A 24852-nucleotide genomic window follows, 5' to 3' on the forward strand; every position below is an offset into this window, starting at 1 on the left:
AAGTCTCCTGTCCCGCGCGGCCGGCGATCCCTTCCCGCCGGCCGCGCATTTTCTTCGGAGCGGTCATGACGAACAAGGCTCGCGATCGCGGCGCGACCGCTGTCGAAGTCGCTTTGCTGATGCCGATTCTCCTGCTACTGGTGATGGGCATCATCGACTTCGGGCGCGCGCTGAACGCCCAGGTCACTCTCACCCAGGCGGCACGTGAAGGCGTCCGCGTCGCCGCGTTGAAACAGCCCGACCCCGCCGGACGAACACAGACCGCGGCCACCGGGCTGTCGGGCGTCGGAGTCGCGGTCACCGCCTGCCCCTCGACGCCCACACCGGGCTCCGACGCCCAGGTTCAGGCCACCTACACCTTCACCTTCGTCACACCGATCGGCGACCTCGCCGGGATGTTCGGCGGCGGTGGCTACGGTTCCCCGATCACCTTGAGCGCCAAGGGAGTCATGCCGTGCGAAGGATGAGAACTGACGACCGCGGCGCGCTCGGCGTGCTGATCGCCATCCTGCTGGGCTTCGGCGTGCTGCTCGGCATGGGCGCGATCGTCATCGACGTCGGCAGCATCTACCAGGAGCGGGCCGAGCTGCAGAACGGCGCCGACGCGGGTGCGCTCGCCGTCGCCCAGGGCTGCGCCAAGGGCAAGTCGACCTGTCTGCCGAACGGGGCGAACCCCTACGCCAACAACAACGCCAAGGACGACGTGTCCGCTGTAGACAAGGTGTGCGGGTCCGACGGCTTCGGTGTCCTGTCGTCCTGCAGTGCCTCGACCGGCGCGATCACCGACTGCCCGGCCAAACCGGCTTCGGGCACCAAGTACGTGGACGTGCACACCTCGACGCAGACCTCGGGTGGCGGCACGCTGCTCCCACCGTGGTTCGCTCGAACGTTGGCGGGCAACGGTTCCTACGACGGCACGCAAGTCAAGGCCTGCTCTCGCGCCGCGTGGGGCCCGCCGAAGACCGCGACCACGATCGCGCTCACGATCTCGTGGTGCGAGTGGTCGACAGCGACCTCGGGCGGCACGGTGTTCGGCCCGACACCTCCCACCACGCCGCCGTTGTCCGCACATCGGGTGCTCAAGCTGCACACGACCAGCGGCACGGGCTGCCCCGGCGGCCCATCCGGATCTGACGGTCCCGGTGAGTTCGGCTGGGTCGACGAGGCCGACAACGACTGTTCCGTGCTGATCAACAACAACACCTACAGCTCTGACACCGGTGCCTCGGCCGGCAAGGACTGCAAGACCGCGCTCCAGGCTTCGTGGTCCTCACGCACGCCGGTCTGGCTGCCCATCTACACCAACGTGGCCGGCACTGGCACCGGTGGCACCTACACGCTCTCGGGCTTCGCCGGCTTCGTGATCACCGGGTACTGGCTCCCCGGCGCGTCGCAGAAGGACTGGCTGACCGGCAAGAACGAATGCACTGGCTCGGACAAGTGCATTGCCGGCTACTTCGTCCAGGGCCTCATCCCCTCCACCGGCACCATCGGCGGCCCCGATCTCGGTGCCCGCATCGTCCAGCTCACCGGCTGAAACCCAGGAGTAGTCATGAAGAACCGCGCATTGATCATCATCCTGGCGGTGTTGCTGGCCGTCTGCGGCAGCGCCGGGGTGTTCCTTTACGTCCGTAGCGCCGACACGCGTGCGATCGCGGGACAGCAGGCCGTCACCGTGCTCGTCGCCAAGGAACGCATCCCGGCCGGCACCAACGCAAAGTCGTTGAAAGACCTGGTGGAACAACAGCAGATGCCCAAGAGCAGCGTTCCGGAGAACTTCATGTCCGAAGTGGACTCCTCGATCGATAAACTCGTCACCTCGTCGGAGGTCGCCGAGGGCCAGCTGGTCACCAAGGCGTTGTTCACCGAGGAAGCCTCGCTCTCCAAGGGCATCTCCATCCCTGATGGGATGATCGCGGTGACCGTGCCGACCGAGGCCTGGCAACGCGCCGGCGGGCTCATCCAGAAGGGCTCGAAGGTCGCGGTCTTCGACACGTTCACCGTGCTGGACGGCAAGGGCAACACCCCGTCCGGTGACGGTCTTTCCAAGACCTACGAACACAACCAGTCCACCCGCCTGCTGCTCTCCGGCCTCGAGGTGCTCTCCGTCGTCGACGAGAAGAAGGCCTCCGAGAACGGCGACGTCGGCAAGGCGATCGTCACGGTCGCGGTGAAGCAGGCGGACGCGGAGAAGCTCATCCACGGCCAGCAGACCGGAACGCTCTACTTCGCGCTGCTCGGCGGCAAGTCCGAGGTCGCGCCGGGCAACGGCGTCGACAACCGCTCCCTGTTCGGAAACTGAGGCGCGCCATGACGATCCTGTGTGATCCGGCCACCCGTGCCGGACAGCTCTCCCCCGCCGTCGGCGTCGTCGGCAGCAACGTCATCACCGCCGCGACGCTCGCAGAAGCCGACCGGCTGCTCGCCGCGGACCCCGCCGAGCTGCTCGTCGTCATCGGAGCGGCCGTCGATCTGGACGAGGCACTCACTTTCGCCGAGGCGTTGCGGTTCGAACGTCCTGCGGTCGGTGTGGTTCTGCAGCGCGAAGTGCTCGAAATCGGCACGCTGACGCAGGCACTCCGCGCGGGTGTTCGTGAGGTCGTCGCGCGGGACGACCTCTCGTCCCTGGCCGATGCCTGCGCTCGATCACGGGCGTTGTCCGCGCAGGTGACCGGGATACCGCAGCCCGGCACCGGCGAGCGCAGGCACGGCCAGGTGATCACCGTGTTCTCCGCCAAGGGCGGGTGCGGCAAGACGACGCTCGCGGTGAACCTCGCCGCGATGCTCGCGGCCGGTGGCGAGCGGTCGGTGTGTCTGGTGGACCTCGACCTCGCGTTCGGTGATGTCGGGATCTGCCTGCGGGCCGAGCCGGTCCGCACGATCGTGCACGGGCTCGGGATGCTCGGGCACGTCGACGCCGCGGGCGCGTCGTCGCTGCTCACGGCGTGCCGGCCGGGGCTGAGCGCGCTGCTCGCGCCGGTTGAACCCGGTGACGCGGAACGAGTTCCCGCGTCGCTGGTCAGCGAGCTGCTGGACGTGCTGCCGACGATGTTCGACTACGTCGTGGTCGACACACCGTCCGCGTTCAGTGAGCACGTGCTGGCGGCGATGGACGCCTCGCACCACCACGTCCTGCTGACCACGCCGGACGTGCCGGCGCTGAAGAACTTGCGCGTGACGCTGGACATGCTCGATCTGCTGTCCTACGCGCACGACATCCGGTCGATCGTGCTGAACCGGTCCGACGCGAAGGTCGGTCTGACGATGGACGACATCCAACGCGTTGTGCGCAGCGACATCCGCGCGCACGTGCCGTCCAGCAGAGATGTGCCGATCTCGGTGAACAAGGGCAACCCGATCGTCCTCGATCTGCCCAGACACCCGGTCAGTGAGGCCATCTCGCGATTCGCCCGCGAACACGTGCTCGCCGAGCCAGCGGTCGTCGCGGCCAAGTCGAAGAGGTGGTTCCGATGAGCCTGGCCAATCGCATTGCCGCGCAACGGGAGTCCGGCTCGCCGACACCGCAGCCGCGCAGGCACGCGCATGCCGCGGACCCGTTCGCCGAGGTGAAGCGCAGCGTGCACGCGGGCCTGCTGGAGGTGCTCGGCCCCAAGCTCTACGACGCGCACCTCGACCAGCGCGAGCTGGAAACCCGTGTGCGCCAGACGTTGCAGGCGGTGCTGGAACGCGACGAGACGCCGCTGACCAACGCCGACCGTGCCCGCATCGCCCTGGAAGTCCTGGACGAGATCCTCGGCCACGGCCCGCTGGAGCCCTACCTGCGCGACCCGAGCATCTCCGAGATCATGGTCAACGGGTTCGACCAGGTCTATGTGGAACGTGGGGGACGGCTGGAGCCGGTTCCCGTGGCGTTCGCGGACGAGTCACACCTGCGCCGCACCATCGACAAGATCGTCGCCAAGGTCGGACGCCGCGTCGACGAGGCGTCGCCGATGGTCGACGCCCGCCTGTCCGACGGCAGCCGCGTCAACGCCGTCGTGCCGCCGATCGCGCTGGACGGCTCCGTGCTGACGATCCGCAAGTTCGCGAGCGACCCGTTCACGGTCGACGACCTGATCGGCTTCGGCACGCTGACACCCGCGACCGCGCACCTGCTGGAGGCGTGCGTGCGCGGACGGATGAACATCCTGATCGGTGGCGGCACCGGCTCCGGCAAGACGACATCGTTGAACGTGCTGTCGTCGTTCGTGCCGGCCGACGAGCGCATCGTCACCATCGAGGATGCCGCAGAGCTCCAGCTACGCCAAGATCACGTGCTGCGTCTGGAAGCCCGGCCACCGAACGTGGAGTCACGCGGCGAGGTGGCCGTGCGGGACCTGGTCCGCAACGCGCTGCGCATGCGGCCCGACCGGATCATCGTCGGTGAGGTCCGCGACGGTGCGGCTCTGGACATGTTGCAGGCCATGAACACCGGCCACGACGGTTCCATCACCACCGTGCACTCCAACTCGCCGCGCGACTCGTTGTCCCGCCTCGAGACCATGGTGCTGATGGCGGGCGTCGACCTGCCGGCGCGGGCGATCCGCGAGCAGATGGCGTCCGCGATCGACCTGATCGTGCACCAGTCGAGGCTGAAGGACGGCACGCGGCGCGTCACTCACATCACCGAGGTCATCGGGATGGAAGGCGAGATCGTGACGCTGCAGGACATCTTCCACTTCGACTTCCACGCCGGTGTCGACGAACGCGGGTTCTTCCGGGGCCAGCTGCAGTCGACCGGGCTGCGACCGCACTTCGTGGAAAAGTTGCGGGACCGCGGGATCGACGTTCCTCCACATTTGTTCGGAGGTGGTCCGCGATGACGAGACGGGTTCTCGCCGGGTTGCTCATCGGTGCCCTGCTGACGTTCGCGTTCAGCGCTTTCGCCGTCGCCGCACCATCTCGCGGGGTGGTCGTGCTGCTCGACACCAGTGGCTCGATGGCGCCGGACCGGATCGCCGTCGCGCGAAAGGCGATCGGGACCTACGTTTCGAGTCTGCCCGCAGACGTGCAGGTCGGTCTGGTCACGTTCTCCAACCAGCCTTCCCTCGTGGTGGCACCCACCGCTGACCGGGCTGCCCTCACCGGAGCGCTGGACCGGGTGCAGGCCAAGGGTGACACGTCCTTGTTCGACGCCGTTCCGGTCGGGTTGTCCGCTCTGCAGGGCTTTTCGGAGCGCCGGATGGTCGTTGTGTCCGACGGCGAGGACACGGTCAGCCGGTCCACTCTGGACTCCGCGGTCTCCGCCGTCGCCGCCGCCGGTGTGCCGACCGACGTGATCGGGTTCCAGTACAGCGACGAGGCTCTGCGCCGGATCGCCGCCGCGGCCGGTGGACGTCTGCTGACGGCCTCGGACGCCGCCTCGCTGGCTTCCGCTTTCGCTGCTCTGGCAGTACCTTCTTCGGCTCCCCCGCCTCCGGCCCCTGTCGCAACGCCCGCACCCGCACCCGCGCCGGTCGCCGTGCCCCTGCCGTCTCCCGGTCTGAACTGGGAAGTCGGGGTCCTGATCGTCGGCACGTTCCTCGTGGTGTTCGTCGTCGTGATGATGCTGCTGACGCCGCGGCGCTCCGCCGCCGGTCGGAAGCTGGAGCAGCACCTCGAGCACTACGGCGCGCAGGAACCCGTTGTGCAGGAGGAAAGTCAGGCAGCGCAGACCGCAGTCGGATTGACCCAGCGCGTGATGGGCGACGCCGCCGCCGCCCGTCTCGCCGACCGGCTCGACCTGGCCGGCATGAAGGCGAGCCCGGCCGAGTGGACCCTCCTGCGGGTCTGCGTCTCCGCCGGACTCTCCGCCCTGCTGACCTTGGTGACGACCTGGTGGATCGGGGTGCCGGCGGGCGCGCTCCTCGGCTGGCTCCTGACGGCGCTGGTCGTGAAGGCGCGGACCTCGAAGCGCCGTGCAGCGTTCGCGGACCAGCTCCCGGACGTACTGCAGCTGGTCGCCAGTTCGCTGCGCTCCGGTTTCTCACTGGCCCAGGCGGTCGACGCCGTCGTGCGTGACGGCACTCAACCCGCCGCGAGCGAGTTCTCCCGAGCGCTGGCCGCCACTCGCATCGGCGCCGAGCTGGAGGACGCCCTCGACCGCGTCGCCGAGCGGATGCGCAGCGCCGACCTCGCGTGGGTGGTGATGGCCATCCGCATCCAGCGTCAGGTCGGCGGCAACCTCGCCGAGGTGCTGATGAACACCGTCGCCACCATGCGCGACCGGTCCCAGACCCGCCGGCACGTCCGTGCGCTGTCGGCGGAAGGCCGCCTGTCCGCCTACGTTCTGGTCAGTCTGCCGATCGGTCTGGCTGCGTTCCTGTTCTGGACGCGACCGGAGTACATGCGGCCGCTCCACACCACGTTGGTCGGCATCGTGATGCTCGCGTTCGGTGCCGTGATGATCGTGCTCGGCTCGTTGTGGATGCGCAAGCTCGTGCGCGTGGAGGTGTGACATGGTGCTCGTCGTTGGGCTCGGCTGCCTTTTTCTCGCTTTCACGCTGTGCGTCGTCGCGGTCGTTCTGAAGCCACCTGTCACAGCCGCGGCTTCCCTCGCCCTGATCGAGACGAGCTACTCGGCCGCGGTCACCACGCAGAAGGACGTGGCCGCCTCTCCGAGCTGGCTGCGCTCGATCGCCGTGCGCCTGTCACCCGCGGGCGTGGCCAACGGGTTGCAGCACCGCCTCGACCTGGCTGGCAACCCGCCGACCTGGACCCCGGACCGCGTGCTCGGGGCCAAGGGGCTCGGCTTGCTGGTCGGCGCGGCCGGCGGCGGCCTGCTCGGCATCCGCTCGGCGGGCTGGCTGATCGCCGGTCTGGTGGCGGGCGCGCTCCTCGGCTTCTTCCTGCCCGACGTACTGCTGCTGAACGCGGGCCAGAAACGCCAGAACCTGATCCGCCGCGCCCTGCCCGACGCCCTCGACATGCTCACCGTGTGCGTGGAGGCAGGCCTCGGCTTCGACGCGGCGCTCGCCCAGGTCGCCCGCAACACCGCGGGCCCGCTGGCCCAGGAATTTGCCCGCGTCCTGCAGGAGATGCAGATCGGCAAGTCCCGCAACGAGGCTCTGCGCGCGCTGACTCTGCGCACCACTGTCAACGAGCTCCGCGCGTTCGTCTCGGCCCTCGCCCAGGCCGGTGAACTCGGCGTCCCCGTCGCCTCCGTGCTGCGCGAGCAGGCCCGCGAGATGCGCATCCGCCGCCGCCAGCATGCCGAGGAGCAGGCTCAGAAGGTGCCAGTGAAGATCCTCTTCCCGCTGATCGCGTGTCTGTTCCCGGCGATGTTCGTGGTCATCATCGGGCCGGGCGCGATCAGCATCGCCAAAGTGCTGATGCACCTCTGACAGCCGGCAACCAGGGAGCGGGCGCGTTCACCGTGTCCGCTCCCTTGGTCGGGTCGACCGCTCAGGGCACGGAAGCGGTGACTGCGGTGTGGTGACGGCGAACGCGAAGATGTTCTTGATCGAGCGCGACCTCTCCTCGACCTCGTTGACGACCGACGAGGTGTGCGAGAGAAGTGTCAGGCGCGCGAACGCGGTGATCGACAGCCCGAGGCGTCCTGCGGCAGCACGGCACTCCGGCAAGCCCAACTGGATCTCCTCCGATCCGCCGTCTCGGCCGCAGCGTCCCCGCCGCGACGGGCGTCGGCCCCGTGCTCACCACGCTCCTGGCCGTGCCGCTGTTCAGCGAGCGGATCGCCTTCGGCCACCAACGGGCGACGCCGCCGGTCCCTGCCTCAAGGGACCAAGTGCTCTATTAGCCCCTTCGGTGTAACCATCTGTCACCTCCGGAACGACAAGCGGGGTGAACCATCATCCGGAAGGGGTCAGCCCATGGCGATCAGAGTAGTCGTGGTCGACGGACACACGCTCACCCGTTTCGGCCTGACGACCCTCGCCGCCGCGCACCCCGACCTGAAGGTCGTCGCGGAGGCGAGGACGGCGGCCGAGGCTCCCGGCGTCATCGCCGCCGCCTCACCGGACGTCGTCACCGTGGATGTGGGCCTGCCCGACGCCGACGGCCTCAGGCTCGCCCGCGAGCTGCGTGATCGCTACCCGACGCTCGGCATCGTGGTGCTGACTTCACAAGGCGAGGACGACGTGCTGTTCAGGGCCCTGGAAACCGGTGCGTCGGCGTTCGTCGGCAAGAGCGCGCCGGTCGAGGAGGTCCTTTGTGCCATCAGGCACGCGGCCGTGGCGGCCTCGTCCTTCACTGCGGCGGGTCTGGCCAATGCCATGGCGCGCCGGCGGTCAACAACCGCGCGGCTGACCTTGAGTCCGCGTGAGCACGAGGTGTTGATGCTCCTGCGGGACGGAGAGTCCATCCCCGCCATCGCACGCGCCCTGTACGTGTCGCCTTCGACGGCCAAGACGTACGTGTCACGCCTCTACGAAAAGCTCGGCGTTTCCAACCGCGCCCAGGCGTTGATGGCGGCGCTGCGTGAAGGCATCATCCGAAGCGACGCCGCGACCGCCTGAGCCCATGGCTAGGCCCACCAGAACGTCCACAGGGTCGCCCCTGTCACCACCAGCACCGCCAGCGAACCGATCGGCGCCTTCCAGTCCGCGTACCGGTCGGCCACGATCTGCCCGGCCACGACGAGCAGCGCCGCCACGACGTGCGCCGTGACCGAGAGCGTGCCGGGCCCCGGCAGGTCGCGAGCGTTCGCGTAGAACTGGACGCCGATGTTCCCCAGAGCGAGCAGCACCATGCCCACCGCGAGCACACCGCTCACGGCGCGCAGGATTCCGTAGGTCCGCGACGGCCGCTTTGCTGCTTCCACTTCCACTCCAGCCACCCTACGGGGCCGGCGGTGCGCGGGAGGGGAAGGCCCGACCGGTCCCAGCACGGTTACGCCGAACGTGGCCTACGGCGCCAGCAACGCCCACGGCTCGATCGCCGGAGCCGCCGCCTGCCCCTCCGGGCAACTCCGCCGGAAGTCGCACCACTGGCACTGCCGCCCCACGACCGGCGGGAACAGGATCTCCTGATCCCCACCGGCCTTCAACGTCTCGGTGGCCAGGTCGATCTCGTCCGCCGCCTCCTCGGCCCGCCGCACGTGCCGGGCCAGCGACTCCTCCGTGTGCTCCCACACCGCCACCGACCCCGACGGCAGATGGTGCAGCTCCACCCGGCGGCACGGCTTGCGCAACGTGCGCCGCGCGGCCAGCGCGTACAACGCCAGCGCCTGCGAGCCGCGCGCGTCGTCGGAGCTCAGGACGTGCCTGCCCGTCTTGTAGTCGACGATCACCAGCTCGCCGTCGCGGTAGTCGATGCGGTCGACCCGCCCCTCGGCCACGATGCGCTCGGTCGGCGACGACACCCAGCGCTCCACCCCGAGCGGTTCGAAGTCGACGTCCAGCGACGCCACGTAGTCGTGCACCCAGCCACCGGCCCGCGCCCGGTACTCGGCGGCCTGGTCGACGTCGCGGAAACCCTCCGACTTCCACTGCCCGTTCACCAGCGCCACCGCCTGGTCGGGCGTTCGGCGGTCGGCCGGCAGGTCGAACAACGCCTTCAGGGCGTTGTGCACCACCGCGCCCAGCGTGTTGTGCGCCCAGGCCCCGCCACGCGGCGGCGTGGGGCGGTCGAGGTACGTCATGCGGTAGCGGCGCGGGCAGTCCGTCCACGTCGCGAGCTTCGCGGGCGTGACGCGCACGAGCCGACGCGGTGCTGCGGTGCCGAAGTCGAAGCCGAGTTGTTCCACCCGCCCCAAGTTACTCAGCACCCCTGACATTGTTCGATCGCCCCTGCTCCGCAGCTACATTTCAGCGCATGGAGATCTGGCACAACCCGCGCTGCTCCAAGAGCCGCGCCGCAAAGCAACGTCTCGACGACGAGGGCGTCGAGTACACCGAGCGCCGCTACCTCGACGACACCCCCACCGAGGAGGAGCTCGACCATGTCCTCAAGCTCCTGGGCAAGGAGCCGTGGGAGATCGCGCGCACCAAGGAGCCCGCCTACCCCACGCTGTTGGAGCACGACCGCGCCAAGTGGATCGCCCACATGGTCGCGAACCCGAGCCTGATCGAGCGTCCGATCATCATCGACGGGGACTCCGCGCACATCGAGCGCTAGTAGAGCGTCGCGGCTCTCATGCACGTCGCTGCCGAGATGGCGGTAGAGAAATGCCGACGCAAACGTCTGCTGATCACCCCGACTGCTGCCAACCGTGCAGTTGGCAGCCATGAGAGCGCGATCTTCATGATCGAAGCGCGGCTGCCCGCCGGCCACATCCCAAGAGATAGCTGCGACACGCTACTGGGAACCGGTGATGAAGCCCTGCACCGACGACGCGACCAGCTGCACGGCGATCGCGGCCAGCAGCAGACCGGCGATCTTGGCCATCAGCAGGATCCCGCTCTCCTTGAACACCTTGATCAGCAGCCCGGCGGACCGCAGCGTCCCCAGCAGCACGAGGTGCACGGCCACGATCGCCGCGGCCAGCGCGAAGTAGGAGCCCCACCCGTCGGCCTGGCGCACGAACACGATCGTCGCGGCGATGGCACCGGGGCCGGCCAGCAGCGGCGTGCCCAGCGGCACCAGCGCGATGTTGACGTCCTCGACCTCGGGGTGGTTCGTCGCGCCCTTGCCGGTCAGCAGGTCCAGCGCGATCAGCAACAGCAGCAGCCCGCCCGCGCCCTGCAGGGCGGGGATGCCGATGTGCATGTACGCCAGGATCGAGTTGCCCGCGACCGCGAACAGCGTGATCACCAGGAACGACACCAGCACGCCCTGCCGCGCCGCCCGTTTGCGGGCGTCGCGCGACTTGCGGCCGACCAGACCCAGGAACACGGGCACGGTGCCGGGCGGGTCCATGATCACCAGCAGCGTGATCGTGGCCTCGATGAACAGCCGCACGTTGAACACTGAGCCACCTATCCCACGAGGATCTTGACGCCGGTCGCCCGCTCCGCCAGAGCATCCAGCATCTCCGGCGCCGTCGTCTCCGCGCCGAGCCGCACCGTCTTGTTGGTGCCGTGGTAGTCGCTCGACCCGGTGACGATCAGGTCCAGCTCGGCAGCCAGCGACCGGAGCGAAGCACGGGTGTCGGCATCGTGGTCAGGGTGGTCGATCTCGATCCCGCCCAAACCGGCGGCAGCCAGCGACCGTACGACGTCAGCCGTCACGATCGGACCGCGGGAACGGGCGAAGGGGTGCGCGAGCACGGTGACGCCACCGGCCTCGGCGATCATCTCGATCGCGCGCTCGACGGGCGTGTCCGTCCGCCCCACGTAATAACGCCCACCGGTCAGGTAGGTCGCGAACGCCTCGTCGACCGACGTCACGACCCCGGCGCGGATCAACGCCTGCGCCAGGTGCGGGCGACCGGCCGGTGCGTCGGCGGGCAGCCGTGACATCAGGTCGTCCGGGTCGATCGGGAAGCCGTCGGCCCGCATCATCTCGGCCATCTTCTGCAGCCGGTACCGCCGCTCGAGACGCAACCGCGACTGCTCGGCCGTCAACGCCACGTGCGTCGGGTCGTACAGATAGGCCAGCAGATGGACCGTGATCGTGCGGCCACGACCGTCAGGGCACGCGCAGGAGAGCTCGGCACCACGCACGAGCCGCAGGCCAGGAGGCAACGCGGCAGCTGCCTCGGCCCAACCGGCCGCGGTGTCGTGATCGGTGATCGCCACCGCGTCGAGTCCGGCTAGCGCCGCCGCCTTCACCAGTTCGGCAGGGCTGTCGGTGCCGTCGGACTCGGACGAATGAGTGTGCAGATCGATGACCACGTCGTCCAGTGTGGACGACGCCCCGCACGGTCCGTGTTACGGGACCATCTTCTTCCCGCGTGCGGCCCGCTGTGCCTTGATCATCGAGAACCGCTCGGCCTGCGCCTTCTTGTCACCGAAGGTCAGCTCCGAAATGGCGTCGTACACCTCTTCGGGATCCGGCAGGAACTCCAGGCGGTTCAACGCCTGGATCTGACCGGCCGACTCCACGATCAGCGTGCCGTAGCCGAGCATGCGCCCGCCCACGGTCCGCTCATAGGTGAGGTCGGTGACCTTGCTGATGGGCATCATCGCGACCTTGGTCTCGAAGACGCCCGATGTCAGCATGAACCGCTTGTCGGTGACGACGATGCGCTCGACCCACCACTCGATGATGAAGTAGGCGAGCCGCAGCAGCACGATCAGCCCGCCGTACCACAGCACGTTCTGGATCACGCCCGCGTTCGACGGGAGCAGGTACGAGATCATCATGAAGCCTGCGAGCAGCGCCGCGGCCTCGAGCACGTCCCAGATCAGGTAGGACCAGTGCCTGCGCACCCGGATGACCCGACGCTCGCTCGACAGCAGGTAGTCGTCTGGATCACGTGGTGCGAACATGCGCTACCAGCCCTTCCTGGTACCAGCCAGTGCCTGTCCCTGCCCTCCCGCGATGCACGGGTGAACTAGAACAATTGTCGCACGAAGGTGATCAGGGCCTCAGCCGCAGTTCGCAGCGAGTTGAGGATGTTGGTGACCAGCTGGGCCGCTTGCTGGGGCTCCGCAATGAGGAAGAACAGCAGCAAGGCGATTCCGGCGAAAGTGAGGATCTTCTTCAGGTTCACGGTGTCCACCCCGTCCGCGTTCCGCACCCGTTTGGCGCCGTTCGTGACCGTTGTACAGCACGATTCAGCGCCTTGGGAGATTTGTACCGCAGCCGGGGTAGCGAACTGCACCGCCGTTCCGGGGTGACTACGCTTCGTGTTCGTGACGGGCAGCAGCGAGCGCACGATCCGTTGTGTCGGAGCCATCGTGCATGACTCGAACGGGCGACTACTGCTCGTGCGACGTGCGAATCCGCCTGGTGAAGGCATGTGGTCGATACCGGGTGGGCGTGTGGAGTCTGGGGAGTCGGACGCGACTGCCGTGACTAGGGAAGTCGCCGAGGAGACAGGACTCTCCGTCACCGTCGGCCGTCTCGTCGGGAGCGTCGAGCGTCCGGCCCCGAACGGGGTTTTCTTGATCTTCGACTACGAATGCCAGGTCACGTCGGGTGTGCTCCGAGCGGGCGACGACGCATCGGATGTCGCATGGACGGACAGTGCGACGTTGGCCACACTTCCGACCGCGGACGGCCTCGTGCAAGCGCTTTCCGACTGGAACTGCCTGCCCAGGGCCTGATCACGGTTCACGCGATCGAGGGTGGCGTTCAGCGCCAAACGAGACGTTGCCCGTGGGCCTCGGTGGTCGCCAGCGTGGTCGTTTCGACGTCCGAGTCACGCACCCGGACGAGCTTCAGCTCGCCGTCCTCGTGTGCGGCCCACCAGACAGGCCGGTCCAAAGCGGACAAGGCGGGCGCGAGGTCGAGTCCAGAGCCGCTCGAGATGACCACGAGCGGCGCGTCGATCGAGTCTGTCGCTTTGGCGAGATCCGCGACCGGGTCACCGGCGACGAGCCGGGGCGGGTTCTTGCGCAGCACCCCACACGCCACACCGAACAGTCGCAGCCGCTCCGGCTGGTCCGCCCACACACACGCCTCAAGCCACGCGTAAGCGTCCTCATCGGCCAGATCAGCGGGTGCCACGCCGATGCCCGCCTTCGCGGCCACCTTGACGGTCTTGGGCAGCTTCGGCAGCACCGCGCCCGGCGCGAGCTCCAGCGCGCAGTGCAGGCCGAGCGCGGCCTTCGCGGGCCCGGCGACGAGCTGACCGGCCTCCTGGGTCTGGTAGCGGTACGAGTACTGGTCGAGCCCGAGCAGCAGGCCCGCGGTCGTCGCGGCCTCCACGAGCCCGATCGGCCCGCCCGCCTGCTTCGCGGCCGCGGCCACGGCCGGGTAGAGCAGTGCGGCGCGGCGGACCTCGTTGGTCTGGATCACCTGCGTGCGGACGAGCTCGCGCACCCGTTCGGCGCGCTCCAGCAGGAAGTCGCGGAACAGCGGCCAGGTGCTCTCGTCGGCGCCGTAGGTCCCGCCCAGCGACGGGTAGTAGTTGGAGAGCTGGTGGAACGGCTCCGCCTGCACGAGCCGATGAGCCGCCGCCAGCAGGAGCTCGCCCGTGGCGTTGTCCTCGCTGGCGGCGGTCAGCAGATCGGCGACCTCCGGATCCTCGGCTGCGCGCGACGCGAGGTGCTCGTAGAGCGGCGAGATGCCTGCCGCCTCGGACGCGAACTCGCGCAGACGCTTCTGGGCCAGATCCAGAGAAGTCACTTCACTCCTTCGGTTCGGGGCGCCCCGGTTGCTCGCCACCACGAGCGTCACCGTAGGACTTCTTCGGCACCATGACCTTGCGGCGGAAGATGCACACGACCGTGCCGTCCTGCTTGTAGCCACGAGTCTCCACGTAGACCACGCCCCTGTCGTCCTTGGACTTGGACGGCGTCTTGTCGAGCACCTCGGTCTCGCCGTAGATCGTGTCACCGTGGAACGTCGGCTTGACGTGCCGCAGCGACTCGATCTCCAGGTTGGCGATCGCCTTGCCGGAGACGTCGGGCACGGACATGCCCAGCAACAACGAGTAGATGTAGTTGCCGACCACGACGTTCTTCTTGAAGTCCGTCGTGTTCTCCGCGTAGTTCACGTCCATGTGGAGCGGGTGGTGGTTCATCGTGAGCAGGCAGAACAGGTGGTCGTCGTACTCCGTGACCGTCTTGCCCGGCCAGTGCTTGTAGACCGCTCCGACCTCGAACTCCTCGTAGTACCGACCGAACTGCACTGCGCCTCCAACTACGTGTGATCGAGATCTGTCTCAGGTGGGGAGACAGTCTGAACAGAGAGGGAGTACCCTCGGCAACCGGTGTGTGAGGATTTCCACCACCAGTGACCTTCGCCCCGAGGAGGTGAGGACCCCTAAATGAGCAAGGACCCCCACCCTGCCAGTACCAAGCGCGTCCTCACCGAGGTGGCCTTCTAGATCGATCTGGAAGTTCTGAGTTTCACCTGGTCGGGACGCCCGTCGTGCTTTCGCACTTCAACGCCGGCGTGTGTACCTGGAGGAACTCACCATGCCCAGCCTGCCCTCGATCCGCGGCCGCGGTGCCCAGCAGCGCCCGACGCCGCACATCTCCGTGCCGTTGTCGCACTACGTGGTCGACTGCGCGGTGTACGTCGACGGCAAGCGCTTGCCCGGCCGGTGGACGCACACCGACGCCGTCAAAGAGGTGCGCAAGCGCAAGGAGGGCTTCGTCTGGATCGGCCTGCACGAGCCGGACGCCGAGCAGATCCAGGGCATCGCGGAGACGTTCGGCCTGCACGAGCTCGCGGTCGAGGACGCGGTGCACGCGCACCAGCGCCCGAAGCTCGAGCGGTACGACAACACGCTCTTCATGGTCTTCAAGACTGTCCGCTACGTGACCAACGAGTCGCCCGACACCGCCAACGAGATCGTCGAGTCCGGCGAGATCATGGTGTTCCTCGGCAAGGACTTCGTCATCACGGTGCGGCACGGCAACCACTCGGGCCTCTCCAAGCTGCGCCACGTGCTGGAAGAGGACACGGAGCGGCTGGAGATCGGTCCCGCCGCGGTGATGCACGCGATCGCCGACCAGGTCGTCGACAACTACCTCGATGTCACCGACCACATCGAGGACGACATCGACCGCATGGAGGAGCGGGTCTTCGCGCCCCGCACCGAGGTGAGCGCCGAGCAGATCTACATGTTCAAGCGCGAGGTCGTGGAACTGCGCCGCGCGGTGATGCCGCTCGCGAACCCGTTGCGCCGCTTGGCGGAGGGCTACACGCCGCTCATCCCCGAGCAGGTGCGGGCGTTCTTCCGCGACGTCGACGACCACCTCACCGAGGTGTCCGAGCGCGTCACGGCGTTCGACGAGCTGCTGACCACGCTGGTCGACGCGACGCTCGCGAAGATCACGCTGCAGCAGAACACCGACATGCGCAAGATCACCGCGTGGGTCGCGATCATCTCCGTGCCCACGATGGTCGTCGGTGTGTACGGCATGAACTTCGACTACATGCCCGAGCTGAAGTGGAAGTTCGGCTACCCCCTGGTGATGAGCCTGGTCCTCATCGCCTGCCTGACGCTCTACCGAATATTGCGCCGAAATCGCTGGCTCTAGTCCCGGTTTCGCTCGCTTTTTCGTTCGTAGAGAGGCCCTGTCATGACCAGAATGCTCACCAACATCCGCTTCTGGATCCTCGCGTTCCTGCTCTGCTGGATCACCACCGTGTTCGTGCTGATCAGCGGAACGCCCTGACGTGTACCGCCAGCTGCGCAGCAGCCTGCGTCCCTGGATCGTGGTGTTCGCGGTCGGCTGGCTCACGATGGTCTTCATCTCCATCGCGAGCTGGCCGGCGGCAGGCGCGTCGTCGCCGGACGAGCTGGCGGCCGAGGTGACCAACGCCTTGCGCGCCAACGACTTCCACAAACTGAAGCCGTTGCTCGCCGTCGGCGGCGAGGACGTCGCCAAGTCCACGACCGAGCAGTTCTCGACCGCCCGCGTCGAGGGCGGCTTCTACCGCGACGGTGCCGTGGTCGTGCAGTACACGCGCGACGGCGTCCGTTCGGAGTTCAAGCTGCCCGTCGAGGAGAAGGACGGGCGCTACGTGGCCAACGCGGTGATCACTCCCACGGGGTGACGTTCCAGGTGAACGGGATGCCATGGCCCTCGCCGACGCCGAGCGACAGCGAGATCCCGGCCGGCCAGAGCTTGAGCATCAGCGCGAACTTGTAGTCGATCTCCCTGCGCGGCTCGAACACCAGCAGCGCCAACGGTGTCGTGGGCGTGGCCTTCGCGGCCGCGTCGGCCAGCACAGCCCGTCCCATCGCCCGGTCGGCAGGCGAGACGTACTGCCACACCACGGAATGCCACACGACGGTGAGCACGTCCCGTTCGACGCGGGCGAGCTGTTTGGCGAGCCATTCCGGCCCCGCGGACCGGTCGACCTTCACCGGGTCCGTCGCGGCGAGGTCCAGCGCGTCCCGCAGGCGGTTCCACCGGTCGAGCTGGTCCGCCCAGACGAACGAGCTGAGGTGCAGCCGTCCATCCTCTGTGGACACATCGACCGGGGTGAGGTCGCAGCCGGCCCTCCCGACGACGCGCAGCCGGTGGTCGAGGTCGGCCGGTGGCCTGCCGGTCCACTCGGGGTCGAGGACGAGCAGGCTGTCCGGGTCGCCGAGGACCCTGTCGCCGAGCCGGTAGCCGACGTGGTGCGGACGCAGGTTGAGCCCGCCGCTCGCGCCGACCTCGAGCAGCCGCACGCAGAACGGCACGTGCCGGCCCGCCGCCTTCGCCGCCTCCTGCGCGGCGACCAGCAGGCCGCCGTAGAGGGGCGCGCTGCGGCCGGGTTCGTTGGTCTGCACGACCGTGGCGGCGACGCGGTGCCGCAGGAGATCCACGTGCTCGTTGAGCGCGGGCAACGCGTCCTCCCACAACGTCGGCAGATGCGGCTGGCCGCCGACGGACGGGTAGTGCTTCGCGAGCCCCGGCGCGAGCCCCTCGAGGACGAGCCGGTGCACCGCGCCCGCGAACCGCAGACCGGGCACGGTGCCCTCCCGGTCGCATTCGGAGCCGGCCATGATCCTGGTCGTGACGCCACCCTGCCTCAGGTCGCCGGCGGCGTCGGTGAGGAGTCGCTGGGTCAGCGGACTGCGGTCGCGGCACAGGTCGGCGGCCGCGGCGAACAGCTCGGCAAGCACGCCGTTGACGCTAGTGGCAGCGCTGTCCCGCGTCATCCGGAGAAGGCCTCATTACGCTTGCTGGAATGGTTCGGGTGCTCGCAGTGGCGGACGAGGTCGTCGAACAGCTGTGGACTGATCAGGTGCACCAGCACGCCGGTGTCGACCTGATCCTCGCGGCAGGCGACCTCCCCTTCGACTACCTGGAGTTCCTCGCCAACGCGCTCGACAAGCCCCTGGTGTTCGTCCCCGGCAACCACGACGTCGACCTGTCCGGCTACGCGAACGTGCGCGGCCTGTGGACCAAGGCGGGAGTCCCGGTGCGCTGGCCAGGTCCAGCCGGTGCGGTGAACGCGGACGAACGCGTGGTCGACGTCGCCGGCCTGCGCATCGCCGGTCTGGGTGGTTCGATCCGCTACAACAAGGGCCCGAACCAGTGGACGGAACGGCAGCAGGCCCGCCGCGCCCGCCGGGTGTCCCGGCTGGCCGGGTGGCGCAGGCTGCGGGACGGACGTGGCGTGGACGTGCTGCTGACCCACTCGCCGCCGTTGGACTGCGGCGACGAACCGGACGCACCGCACCGTGGGTTCGCCTGCCTGAACGGCCTGGTCTCGCGCCTGCGACCCGGCCTCCTGCTGCACGGCCACATCCACCCGCACGGCGTGCCGCGGCCGGACCGCGTGCTGGACGGGGTCCGCGTGGTGAACGTGGTCCCGTACAAGGTGCTCGACATCTCGGGAGCTCGCGATGAGACGTGACACCGGTTTCCCCGTGGCCGACGCCGAGAACGACTTCCTCCGCGCCCGCCGCCGCCAGGTGATGTCGCGCCTCGCGGCCTGGCTGCGCCGCGAGCCGGACGACGTGAACATCATGCTGCCGTTCCACGAGGTCGTGGACGCCTTGGGCATGGTGTCCGAGAAGCGCCTCGGCCTGCAGTCGATCCGCCTCGACTCGATCGTCGGCAGCGTCGACCGCACCCGCGACTTCGACCGGCGCTTCCGCCCGACCTCCGGCCGCGTCCGCGAGCGCTGGCAACGACTCGCCCTGGCCACCCGCCGCGGCGAGAACGTGCCGCCCATCGAGGTGTACCGGGTCGGCGAACTGCACTTCATCATCGACGGGCACCACCGCGTGTCCGTGGCGCACGCCCTCGGCCTGACCGTGATCGACGCCTACGTGACCCAGGTGATCACCCGCCTGAACTCCGCGGGCATCCGGTACCGCGGCGACCTGATCGTGAAGGACTACCGGCGCCTGTTCCTGGAACGCGTGCCGCTGAACGGCGAGGCCCGTGCCGCGGTGGTCCTGTCGGACCCGTGGGACTACGCCGAACTCGGCGAGCACATCGAGGCGTGGGGCTTCCGCCTGATGCAGGACACCGGCGAGCTGCTGGACCGCGCCGAGATCGCCCGTCGCTGGTACGCCGAGGAGTACAAGCCCGTCGTCGCGATGCTGCGACAGGCCGAGATGATCGGCGACCGGACCGAGACCGAGGCCTACATGTGGGTGGCGGCCGAACGCTACCGCCTCATCCGCACGCACCGGTGGGACGCCGAGGTGATCAACGCCGTGCGCGAGGAAACCCAGGCGCACCGCCGTGGTTGAACGCTTCGATCGGCCTTCGCCGCCCGCTGTTGCTGCGGTACCTTGAAGACGAGGGCGACAGAACGGCGAAGCTGTCGCCCTGTTCCGAAGAGTTGGGAGGACCGGACTTCAACGGCAAGTCCGTGCGCACCACACGACTCCACCGGCACCACCACCTAAGTTCTGCCTTCCCGCAAGCCAGCCCTTCCGAGAGGCGGTGAGCGGCCGTGCTGCCAGGGCTGACCTTAGTTCGAACCAGTCAACGCACTGGTCGAGCTGAGGCGCGACCTACTCGACCAGACGAGGCGAAAGGGTCCTCGGTCGTGGTCGAGATGATCGCAGCCGCAGCGGTGGCACTCTCCGGCATCGGCGCAGCCACGTTCAGGTACCTCACGGTGCGCGAGTTCACCAGGCGTGCCAGGCCTGACGACCTGCCAGACATCGCGAAGCACGTCTACCAGCGGCGGTTTCCACCGCCCCGGCGGAACAGTCCCGACAGCAACACAGAGGGCTGAGCCTCGTACTTGAAGAAAGTCAGTCGCCTGGCCTGGGCTGCCGTAGCAACTTGCGCGGGTGACTGATCTTGTTACCGACCGCCTGGTCCTGCACCCGTGGGACGTCCTGGACGTCAAGGCCCTGGGCGCCGGCCGTCGTGGTCGCCGACTTCCCGCCGAGAGCGACATCGTCATCGCCGGCGTGATCGCGGAGAACCCGTCGTGGCTCTCGCCGTTCGGGCACCACCTGATCGCCGAGCGGGCCACGTCCGAGGTTGTTCCGGCCTCCTTCCGATGGTCGTGTCGAGATCAGGGCTACAGCGTGGTGCCTTCGCGTCAGGGCCGCGAGTACGCCTCCGAGGCGGCCGCCGCACTGGCCTCGTTCGCGCTGTCTTCGGACGACGTCCACACCGTGCACGCCAGGGTCGAGCGCACCAACCCGGCCTGATCAGCTACGAACGCCGCTGTCCAGACCCGAACTCGCGCTCGAGCACCTCAGGCCAGTCGTAGTTCGCCAGGCCGCCGTTCATGAGCACGTCGCGCCAGTCCAGCGCGCTCAACTCGACGGCCTGCCACAACCGGTCGACGCTGCCCTCCGCCATCAACACCAGCGCCGCGTGGACGCGTTCCACTTCCTGGCCGCCGGTCTCGGCCAGAGCCAGCGCTTCGAGGGCTTCGCTCGCTGCCGCACCGAAGTCACGGCGGACCCGCGCCGTCACCCGCCCGGACACGCTCATCGCGGGGCCACGCGCGGGCCGTCCGGCGCGTCCGGCAGTGGACGGGCCTGGTCCAGCACCTCGTCCGTGTACTTGTCCAGCAAGCGAGTGCCGATCTGCTGCGCGTACCCGAAGATGACCGCCCACAACAGCAAGGCCGCCGCCGACGGTATGCCGATCAACCCGCTCGTGACGCCCGCCCCGAGCGCCAGGATCCCGACCACCGCCAGTGCCGCGCCGAGCATGATCTTGATCAGCGCCTGGTAGCCGATCATGACGTACGGCGAGAGCGATGGCCGGCGCCGTAAGAGCAGCACCACGGCGGCCAGCACCGCGCCGAACGAGCCGAGCACCTGCACCAGCCACACGTCCACCCCGGTGGCCTTGGCGGTGCCGCCTGGGCAGACCGTCGGCAGCGCGTTCTCCTTGGGATCGACGCAGAGCGGGATGATGCCCGGCTTCACGATGCCGACCACGCCCAGGACCGTGTTGATGACGAACAGCACCAGCGAGGCTGCGATCAGCTTGTTGCGCAGCGCCCGCGAGCCGGCGTGGGCGAAGTCGGAGTTGTCGTAGGCCGCCCGCAGCGCGTCCACGACGATCGCGCGCTCGACCGCGGGTGTGAACTCCCCCGGCCGCAACGCTTCCAGGGCGCGGCGGCGCGGATCGTCGTCGTCGAGGTACTGCGCCACCCGCGCCTGCAGGCCGGGCAGCCGGCCCAGAAACCCGCGCTCCGCCGAGATCGTCGCCACCTCGGCCTCGTGCAGGGCGCGCCAGGCCCGTTCGATGTGCCAGCCCGACCACCACGACGGCACCATCCGCCACCACGGCTCCCGGTCGCTGAGCATGCGATCCACCACGGCCGCCTGCTCCTCGGCTGTGCGGCGCCACACGTCGCCCTCGGGATCGACCGGATCGGACGGTCCGAGCGCAGCCAGATCCGCGCGGACCCGGTCCAGCCGGGACTGCACGACGAGTCTCCAGTCGGTGACTCTGGGTTTGCGCTCAGCCATGTGCCGATGGTGACAGACGGGTCCGACAATTCCCGGAGCCATCCGTGTGACGTGCTAAAACGTCACCAGAACGCCATATACACTTGTGCTTATATACGCCCCTGGTTATCTTACGAACCGTGGACGTCTTCGAGGCCGTGGCCGAACCGAACCGCCGTCACCTGCTGAGCCTGCTGGCCGAACGCGACCGCACCGCGGGAGAACTCGTCGACAGCCTGCCGACGCTCACCCAGCCCGCCGTGTCCCGGCACCTGCGCGTGCTCAGGGAAGTCGGCCTGGTCGAGGTCCGCCCGGACGGCCAGCGCCGCATCTACGCCCTCAAACCCGATGGCCTGCAACGCATCGACGACTGGATCACGCCGTACCGCCGCTTCTGGCGCAACCACCTCGACGCACTGCAACAGCACCTGGAGAATCGATGAACGACCTCGGCACCGTGATCGTCAACGGCACCCACGCGATCCTCACGTTCGAGCGCAGGCTGCCGTTCCCGATCGCGGACGTCTGGGCCGCGATCACCGACCCCGCCGAACGCAAGGCCTGGCTGGGCACCACGCACATCGAGGACGGCCAGATCGTCATCGAGCCGGAAGACCCGCCGGCACCACCCGAGGCCAAGAGGGTCACGGGCCGCATCCTCACCTGGCAGCCGCCGGAGAACGGCCACGCGATCTTCGAACACGAGTGGCAGCAACGGATCGTGGAGGACAGCGTCGTCCGCTACGAGCTCCGCGCCGACGGCGACGAGACGGTGCTGACGTTCACCCACCGCGGACTGTCCGAACGCAACGCGCTCGGCTTCGTGCCTGGGACGCACGCCTTCCTCGACCGGATGCGGGCGCGCCTGGACGGCGTGGAACCGCCGAAGTGGAGCGAGCGATACGCGGAGGTCGCGCCGCACTATCCGGTGTGGAGGTGATCACACCCACTTGCGGTCGTCCGGATTCCAAGCCTCTCGGGGGTCTCCGGCGGCCAGCGGGTCCACGAAATCGATCACAGCGGCCACGACGTCCCCGAAGTCGTCGGGAAGATGATCGGCATCCCGTGCAGGCCCGCCCTGGTCGCCTGGCCCGTGGTGAACGTGTCCGGCAACGCCTCCCCTGCACCCACGGACAGAAGTGTCACCAGGTCGGACCGATCCGGTGACACTTCTGTCCACCGAGCTCAGGCGGTCTGCGAAGGCTCCACCAGCGCACGGAGCCGGGGAGGCATCCTCTTCTCCAACCCGTACGGTTCGAGGTGCGCCTGCAGCACGCCCGTGAACGCCCGCTCCACAGAAGCGGTGTCCCAGTTGTCGCTCTCCAGGATCGGCTGCTTGAAGTACGGCTGCCCCACGATGTGGAGCTGACGCCCGTTGCAGCGGATGACCTGCCCGGTGATGCCCTCGGCGCGGTCCGAGAGCAGGAACAGCACCAGCGGCGCGACCTTGCCCGGCGTGCGGTCGGCCGGAATGGCGCGCAGGGAACGTTCGGACTTCCACACCATCCGCGTGTGCGCGACCGGGCACACGGCGTTCACGCGGATGCCTTCGGCTTCCAGGTCGAGGGCCCACGAGTAGCTCAACGACGCCACAGCGCCCTTGGTCGCCGAATAGGTCGCCAGTTTGCGCTGGCCGAAGGAGGCACCGGAAGAAATGTTGATGATGGAACCGCCGCCGGTGGTGCGCATCGCCCGCATCGCCGCGATTCCGACATAGATGACCCCGAGGACGTTCACCTCCACGACGTGCTTGATCGTCTCGGGATCGTCTTCCCACGGGGCGGTCTCGTAGTTCAGTCCCGCGTTGTTCACGAGGCCGTCGACGCGGCCGAATTCGTCGACGCACAGCTCGACGATCTTGGCGGCCTCGCTCGGGTCGGCGACCGTGTGGCTCGAGGCCACGGCGCGGCCGCCGTAACCGCGGATGTGTTCGGCCACCCGTTCTGCCAGGTCACCGTCGTTGTCGTTGACCACCACCGACGCGCCCGCCAGGGCCGCGTGCATCGCGTAGGCCTCACCGAGACCTCGGCCGGCCCCCGTGATGACGACGGCTTTTCCGTCCAAGATCCCCATTGCACGCTCTCTTTCACTCAGCGGCGGTTCCCGGAACCCCCCTGTGGCTCTGTACCCGCCTTCGACAAGCGTGCTGACAAACCGAAGCGGCGCAGAACATGTTTCGATGAGAAGTCGCTGACGAGCGCCCAATGGCGAACCGAGTTCGGCCCGGCAGATGGCCCGCACTAATCAGCCCCCAGCCCTGAGGCTTTTGTCCTCACCCGATCGAGTGAAAAAAAGGGGGCCGCCTCCCCGAACGGGAAGGCGGCTCCGGTCAACGAGAATTCATCGTTCCGTGTAAGTCAGGTTCCTGCCGGTGGACGGGTCGAAGAGCTGGATCTTGTCCGCGTCGAACCAGATGTCCGCCGAGGCTCCCTCCACCGCGCCGGACGACGACGACAACCGCGTCACGAGCGAGATGCCGTCACCGGGCACGTCGTCCGATCCCGCGTCCGCCGCGAGTTCCTGGAGCTCTGCCGAGGCCGCCTGCTCTCCCGTGAGGGTGAAGTAGGCGTACTTGTCCGAGCCCATCGACTCCAGCACGTCCACCTGCGAGGTGAACTTGCCGCCGGACGACAGCGTGGCAGCGTCCACGAGAGCCGCGTCCTCGAAGTGCTCCGGGCGGATGCCCATGATCACCTCGCGGGGCGCGTCGGCACCCTCCACCAGCTGCCGCACCCGGTCCGTCAGCACGCAGTCGCCCAGGACCGACCGCAACGAGCCGTTCTCCAGCGTCGCCGGCACGAAGTTCATCGACGGCGAGCCGATGAAGCCCGCGACGAAGAGGTTGGCCGGGTGGTCGTAGAGGAACTGCGGTGCGCCGATCTGCTGCACGACACCGCCGCGCATGACGACGACCCGGTCGCCGAGGGTCATCGCCTCGGTCTGGTCGTGCGTCACGTAGACAGTCGTCGTGCCGAGCTGCTTCTGCAGGCGCGACACCGAGGTACGCATCTGCACGCGCAGCTTGGCGTCCAAATTGGACAGCGGCTCGTCCATGAGGAACGCCTTGGGGTTGCGCACGATCGCGCGGCCCATCGCCACGCGCTGCCGCTGGCCGCCGGACAGGTTCGACGGTTTGCGCTCAAGATGTTGCGACAGGTCCAAGATCTCGGCGGCTTCGCGCACCTTGCGCTCCACCGTCGCGTTGTCGACCTTGGCCAGCCGCAACGGGAAGGCCATGTTCTCCTTCACCGTCATGTGCGGATAGAGCGCGTAGGACTGGAACACCATCGCGATGTCGCGGTCCTTCGGCGCCTTCTCGTTGACGCGCTGCCCGCCGATGCGCAGCTCGCCCTCGGTGATGTCCTCCAGGCCCGCGATCATGTTGAGGGTGGTGGACTTCCCGCAGCCGGACGGTCCGACCAGGATGATGAACTCGCCGTCGGCGATCTCGAGGTTGACGTCCTGCACGGCCAGCGCGCCGTCGGGATACCTCTTGCTCACCTTGTCCAGAACTATCTCTGCCATTG

At 68.3% G+C, this 24852-nt stretch carries 32 protein-coding genes; 18 read left to right on the plus strand and 14 right to left on the minus strand.

The annotated features are described in order from the left end of the window. Window positions 1-65 precede the first annotated feature (65 nt). Genes JOD27_RS27105 through JOD27_RS27135 form a run of 7 tightly spaced genes read left to right on the plus strand, consistent with a single transcriptional unit; the run spans window position 66 to window position 7322 of the window. Entirely contained in the window at window positions 66-467 is a 402-nt protein-coding gene (locus tag JOD27_RS27105; RefSeq protein WP_204765105.1) for a TadE/TadG family type IV pilus assembly protein, read from the plus strand. After that, window positions 464-1537 carry a TadE/TadG family type IV pilus assembly protein gene (locus JOD27_RS27110; protein ID WP_204765106.1) on the plus strand — a complete coding sequence of 358 codons (1074 nt, stop codon included), beginning with the start codon at window positions 464-466 and terminating at the stop codon, window positions 1535-1537. Before JOD27_RS27105 ends, JOD27_RS27110 begins: the two co-directional genes overlap by 4 nt. Before the next feature lie 15 nt (window positions 1538-1552). Then, window positions 1553-2302: a Flp pilus assembly protein CpaB gene (gene cpaB, locus JOD27_RS27115; RefSeq protein ID WP_204765107.1), complete on the plus strand. Its 750-nt coding sequence runs from the start codon at window positions 1553-1555 to the stop codon at window positions 2300-2302. An 8-nt stretch (window positions 2303-2310) separates the two neighbouring features. Continuing rightward, the gene (locus tag JOD27_RS27120; protein ID WP_204765108.1) at window positions 2311-3474 is read left to right on the plus strand and encodes a CpaE/TadZ family protein; all 1164 of its coding nucleotides are present in this window, start codon (window positions 2311-2313) and stop codon (window positions 3472-3474) included. After that, window positions 3471-4823 (plus strand): TadA family conjugal transfer-associated ATPase, encoded by a 1353-nt coding sequence (locus tag JOD27_RS27125; protein ID WP_204765109.1) that lies wholly within the window; start codon window positions 3471-3473, stop codon window positions 4821-4823. Before JOD27_RS27120 ends, JOD27_RS27125 begins: the two co-directional genes overlap by 4 nt. Continuing rightward, window positions 4820-6436, plus strand: coding sequence for a VWA domain-containing protein (locus JOD27_RS27130; protein WP_204765110.1), 1617 nt, complete (start codon window positions 4820-4822; stop codon window positions 6434-6436). The genes JOD27_RS27125 and JOD27_RS27130 overlap by 4 nt, the downstream gene beginning before the upstream one ends. A 1-nt stretch (window position 6437) precedes the next feature. Continuing rightward, on the plus strand, window positions 6438-7322 hold the full coding sequence (locus JOD27_RS27135) for a type II secretion system F family protein (protein WP_204765111.1): 885 nt from the start codon (window positions 6438-6440) through the stop codon (window positions 7320-7322). Between the two features lie 27 nt (window positions 7323-7349). On the opposite strand, the gene JOD27_RS27140 is transcribed toward JOD27_RS27135, so the two are convergent. Continuing rightward, a complete protein-coding gene (locus JOD27_RS27140; protein WP_204765112.1) occupies window positions 7350-7568 on the minus strand; it encodes a hypothetical protein in 219 nt (72 codons plus the stop codon). Between the two features lie 243 nt (window positions 7569-7811). Between JOD27_RS27140 and JOD27_RS27145 the strand changes: the two genes are divergently transcribed. Further along, on the plus strand, window positions 7812-8456 hold the full coding sequence (locus JOD27_RS27145; RefSeq protein ID WP_204765113.1) for a response regulator transcription factor: 645 nt from the start codon (window positions 7812-7814) through the stop codon (window positions 8454-8456). An 8-nt stretch (window positions 8457-8464) separates the two neighbouring features. On the opposite strand, the gene JOD27_RS27150 is transcribed toward JOD27_RS27145, so the two are convergent. Continuing rightward, window positions 8465-8761, minus strand: a complete 297-nt coding sequence (locus tag JOD27_RS27150; RefSeq protein WP_204765114.1) for a hypothetical protein — start codon at window positions 8759-8761, stop codon at window positions 8465-8467. Between the two features lie 84 nt (window positions 8762-8845). Further along, a complete protein-coding gene (locus JOD27_RS27155; protein ID WP_204765115.1) occupies window positions 8846-9715 on the minus strand; it encodes a RecB family exonuclease in 870 nt (289 codons plus the stop codon). Between the two features lie 38 nt (window positions 9716-9753). Here JOD27_RS27155 and JOD27_RS27160 point away from each other — a divergent pair, with 38 nt between their 5' ends. Continuing rightward, a complete protein-coding gene (locus tag JOD27_RS27160) occupies window positions 9754-10056 on the plus strand; it encodes an ArsC/Spx/MgsR family protein (RefSeq protein WP_204765116.1) in 303 nt (100 codons plus the stop codon). A 180-nt stretch (window positions 10057-10236) separates the two neighbouring features. Here the strand turns inward: JOD27_RS27160 and JOD27_RS27165 are convergent, their stop codons facing one another. From JOD27_RS27165 to JOD27_RS27180, 4 genes are all read right to left on the minus strand, one after another. After that, the gene (locus JOD27_RS27165; protein ID WP_307830340.1) at window positions 10237-10848 is read right to left on the minus strand and encodes a MarC family protein; all 612 of its coding nucleotides are present in this window, start codon (window positions 10846-10848) and stop codon (window positions 10237-10239) included. Window positions 10849-10856: 8 nt separating this feature from the next. Then, window positions 10857-11714: a PHP domain-containing protein gene (locus JOD27_RS27170; RefSeq protein WP_204765117.1), complete on the minus strand. Its 858-nt coding sequence runs from the start codon at window positions 11712-11714 to the stop codon at window positions 10857-10859. Between the two features lie 36 nt (window positions 11715-11750). Then, on the minus strand, window positions 11751-12311 hold the full coding sequence (locus JOD27_RS27175; protein WP_204765118.1) for a PH domain-containing protein: 561 nt from the start codon (window positions 12309-12311) through the stop codon (window positions 11751-11753). Between the two features lie 65 nt (window positions 12312-12376). Next, window positions 12377-12700: a hypothetical protein gene (locus JOD27_RS27180; protein WP_204765350.1), complete on the minus strand. Its 324-nt coding sequence runs from the start codon at window positions 12698-12700 to the stop codon at window positions 12377-12379. On the opposite strand from JOD27_RS27180, the gene JOD27_RS27185 reads away from it, so the two are divergent. Next, window positions 12678-13091, plus strand: a complete 414-nt coding sequence (locus tag JOD27_RS27185; protein WP_204765119.1) for an NUDIX hydrolase — start codon at window positions 12678-12680, stop codon at window positions 13089-13091. The two genes, JOD27_RS27180 and JOD27_RS27185, sit on opposite strands and share 23 nt — an antisense overlap. Window positions 13092-13119: 28 nt before the next feature. Here JOD27_RS27185 and JOD27_RS27190 read toward each other — a convergent pair whose 3' ends face one another. Next, window positions 13120-14115, minus strand: a complete 996-nt coding sequence (locus tag JOD27_RS27190) for a DUF2332 domain-containing protein (protein ID WP_204765120.1) — start codon at window positions 14113-14115, stop codon at window positions 13120-13122. Window position 14116: 1 nt separating this feature from the next. Then, window positions 14117-14620 (minus strand): MaoC family dehydratase, encoded by a 504-nt coding sequence (locus tag JOD27_RS27195; RefSeq protein WP_112271026.1) that lies wholly within the window; start codon window positions 14618-14620, stop codon window positions 14117-14119. A gap of 289 nt (window positions 14621-14909) precedes the next feature. On the opposite strand from JOD27_RS27195, the gene corA reads away from it, so the two are divergent. Together corA and JOD27_RS27205 are read left to right on the plus strand one after the other, a co-directional pair. Then, window positions 14910-15980 (plus strand): magnesium/cobalt transporter CorA, encoded by a 1071-nt coding sequence (corA, locus tag JOD27_RS27200; protein WP_204765121.1) that lies wholly within the window; start codon window positions 14910-14912, stop codon window positions 15978-15980. 139 nt (window positions 15981-16119) lie between these two features. Next, on the plus strand, window positions 16120-16500 hold the full coding sequence (locus tag JOD27_RS27205) for a hypothetical protein (RefSeq protein WP_204765122.1): 381 nt from the start codon (window positions 16120-16122) through the stop codon (window positions 16498-16500). Here the strand turns inward: JOD27_RS27205 and JOD27_RS27210 are convergent. After that, on the minus strand, window positions 16484-17560 hold the full coding sequence (locus JOD27_RS27210) for a DUF2332 domain-containing protein (protein WP_204765123.1): 1077 nt from the start codon (window positions 17558-17560) through the stop codon (window positions 16484-16486). The genes JOD27_RS27205 and JOD27_RS27210 overlap by 17 nt on opposite strands. A gap of 65 nt (window positions 17561-17625) precedes the next feature. On the opposite strand from JOD27_RS27210, the gene JOD27_RS27215 reads away from it, so the two are divergent. The 4 genes from JOD27_RS27215 (at window position 17626) to JOD27_RS27230 (ending at window position 20065) form a co-directional block, all read left to right on the plus strand. Beyond that, window positions 17626-18297 carry a metallophosphoesterase family protein gene (locus JOD27_RS27215; RefSeq protein WP_204765124.1) on the plus strand — a complete coding sequence of 224 codons (672 nt, stop codon included), beginning with the start codon at window positions 17626-17628 and terminating at the stop codon, window positions 18295-18297. After that, a complete protein-coding gene (locus JOD27_RS27220) occupies window positions 18287-19144 on the plus strand; it encodes a ParB N-terminal domain-containing protein (RefSeq protein ID WP_204765125.1) in 858 nt (285 codons plus the stop codon). Before JOD27_RS27215 ends, JOD27_RS27220 begins: the two co-directional genes overlap by 11 nt. 311 nt (window positions 19145-19455) lie before the next feature. Further along, the gene (locus JOD27_RS27225; protein WP_204765126.1) at window positions 19456-19638 is read left to right on the plus strand and encodes a hypothetical protein; all 183 of its coding nucleotides are present in this window, start codon (window positions 19456-19458) and stop codon (window positions 19636-19638) included. A gap of 58 nt (window positions 19639-19696) precedes the next feature. Beyond that, window positions 19697-20065: a GNAT family N-acetyltransferase gene (locus JOD27_RS27230; protein WP_204765127.1), complete on the plus strand. Its 369-nt coding sequence runs from the start codon at window positions 19697-19699 to the stop codon at window positions 20063-20065. Window positions 20066-20069: 4 nt separating this feature from the next. On the opposite strand, the gene JOD27_RS27235 is transcribed toward JOD27_RS27230, so the two are convergent. Beyond that, entirely contained in the window at window positions 20070-20354 is a 285-nt protein-coding gene (locus tag JOD27_RS27235; protein WP_204765128.1) for a hypothetical protein, read from the minus strand. Then, window positions 20351-21346: a hypothetical protein gene (locus JOD27_RS27240; protein WP_204765129.1), complete on the minus strand. Its 996-nt coding sequence runs from the start codon at window positions 21344-21346 to the stop codon at window positions 20351-20353. Before JOD27_RS27240 ends, JOD27_RS27235 begins: the two co-directional genes overlap by 4 nt. A gap of 119 nt (window positions 21347-21465) precedes the next feature. Here JOD27_RS27240 and JOD27_RS27245 point away from each other — a divergent pair, with 119 nt between their 5' ends. Both JOD27_RS27245 and JOD27_RS27250 read left to right on the plus strand, forming a co-directional pair. Beyond that, window positions 21466-21768, plus strand: a complete 303-nt coding sequence (locus tag JOD27_RS27245) for an ArsR/SmtB family transcription factor (RefSeq protein ID WP_204765130.1) — start codon at window positions 21466-21468, stop codon at window positions 21766-21768. Next, on the plus strand, window positions 21765-22265 hold the full coding sequence (locus tag JOD27_RS27250) for an SRPBCC domain-containing protein (RefSeq protein WP_204765131.1): 501 nt from the start codon (window positions 21765-21767) through the stop codon (window positions 22263-22265). The genes JOD27_RS27245 and JOD27_RS27250 overlap by 4 nt, the downstream gene beginning before the upstream one ends. 245 nt (window positions 22266-22510) lie before the next feature. Here JOD27_RS27250 and JOD27_RS27255 read toward each other — a convergent pair whose 3' ends face one another. Further along, window positions 22511-23398, minus strand: a complete 888-nt coding sequence (locus JOD27_RS27255; protein ID WP_204765132.1) for an SDR family NAD(P)-dependent oxidoreductase — start codon at window positions 23396-23398, stop codon at window positions 22511-22513. Between the two features lie 267 nt (window positions 23399-23665). Further along, window positions 23666-24850 carry an ABC transporter ATP-binding protein gene (locus JOD27_RS27260; RefSeq protein ID WP_204765133.1) on the minus strand — a complete coding sequence of 395 codons (1185 nt, stop codon included), beginning with the start codon at window positions 24848-24850 and terminating at the stop codon, window positions 23666-23668. Window positions 24851-24852: the final 2 nt, after the last annotated feature.

Origin of the sequence: Lentzea nigeriaca (assembly GCF_016907955.1) — a bacterium.
In the GTDB taxonomy this organism is placed as follows: Bacteria; Actinomycetota; Actinomycetes; order Mycobacteriales; family Pseudonocardiaceae; genus Lentzea; species Lentzea nigeriaca.

Excerpts from the sequence above, each read along its gene's own strand:
- JOD27_RS27105 (WP_204765105.1), top strand. The coding sequence starts at position 66 with ATGACGAACAAGGCTCGCGATCGCGGCGCGACCGCTGTCGAAGTCGCT.
- JOD27_RS27110 (WP_204765106.1), top strand. The coding sequence starts at position 464 with ATGAGAACTGACGACCGCGGCGCGCTCGGCGTGCTGATCGCCATCCTG.
- cpaB (WP_204765107.1), top strand. The coding sequence starts at position 1,553 with ATGAAGAACCGCGCATTGATCATCATCCTGGCGGTGTTGCTGGCCGTC.
- JOD27_RS27120 (WP_204765108.1), top strand. The coding sequence starts at position 2,311 with ATGACGATCCTGTGTGATCCGGCCACCCGTGCCGGACAGCTCTCCCCC.
- JOD27_RS27125 (WP_204765109.1), top strand. The coding sequence starts at position 3,471 with ATGAGCCTGGCCAATCGCATTGCCGCGCAACGGGAGTCCGGCTCGCCG.
- JOD27_RS27130 (WP_204765110.1), top strand. The coding sequence starts at position 4,820 with ATGACGAGACGGGTTCTCGCCGGGTTGCTCATCGGTGCCCTGCTGACG.
- JOD27_RS27135 (WP_204765111.1), top strand. The coding sequence starts at position 6,438 with ATGGTGCTCGTCGTTGGGCTCGGCTGCCTTTTTCTCGCTTTCACGCTG.
- JOD27_RS27145 (WP_204765113.1), top strand. The coding sequence starts at position 7,812 with ATGGCGATCAGAGTAGTCGTGGTCGACGGACACACGCTCACCCGTTTC.
- JOD27_RS27155 (WP_204765115.1), bottom strand. The coding sequence starts at position 9,715 with ATGTCAGGGGTGCTGAGTAACTTGGGGCGGGTGGAACAACTCGGCTTC.
- JOD27_RS27160 (WP_204765116.1), top strand. The coding sequence starts at position 9,754 with ATGGAGATCTGGCACAACCCGCGCTGCTCCAAGAGCCGCGCCGCAAAG.
- JOD27_RS27175 (WP_204765118.1), bottom strand. The coding sequence starts at position 12,311 with ATGTTCGCACCACGTGATCCAGACGACTACCTGCTGTCGAGCGAGCGT.
- corA (WP_204765121.1), top strand. The coding sequence starts at position 14,910 with ATGCCCAGCCTGCCCTCGATCCGCGGCCGCGGTGCCCAGCAGCGCCCG.
- JOD27_RS27215 (WP_204765124.1), top strand. The coding sequence starts at position 17,626 with ATGGTTCGGGTGCTCGCAGTGGCGGACGAGGTCGTCGAACAGCTGTGG.
- JOD27_RS27220 (WP_204765125.1), top strand. The coding sequence starts at position 18,287 with ATGAGACGTGACACCGGTTTCCCCGTGGCCGACGCCGAGAACGACTTC.
- JOD27_RS27225 (WP_204765126.1), top strand. The coding sequence starts at position 19,456 with ATGATCGCAGCCGCAGCGGTGGCACTCTCCGGCATCGGCGCAGCCACG.
- JOD27_RS27235 (WP_204765128.1), bottom strand. The coding sequence starts at position 20,354 with ATGAGCGTGTCCGGGCGGGTGACGGCGCGGGTCCGCCGTGACTTCGGT.
- JOD27_RS27240 (WP_204765129.1), bottom strand. The coding sequence starts at position 21,346 with ATGGCTGAGCGCAAACCCAGAGTCACCGACTGGAGACTCGTCGTGCAG.
- JOD27_RS27250 (WP_204765131.1), top strand. The coding sequence starts at position 21,765 with ATGAACGACCTCGGCACCGTGATCGTCAACGGCACCCACGCGATCCTC.
- JOD27_RS27255 (WP_204765132.1), bottom strand. The coding sequence starts at position 23,398 with ATGGGGATCTTGGACGGAAAAGCCGTCGTCATCACGGGGGCCGGCCGA.
- JOD27_RS27260 (WP_204765133.1), bottom strand. The coding sequence starts at position 24,850 with ATGGCAGAGATAGTTCTGGACAAGGTGAGCAAGAGGTATCCCGACGGC.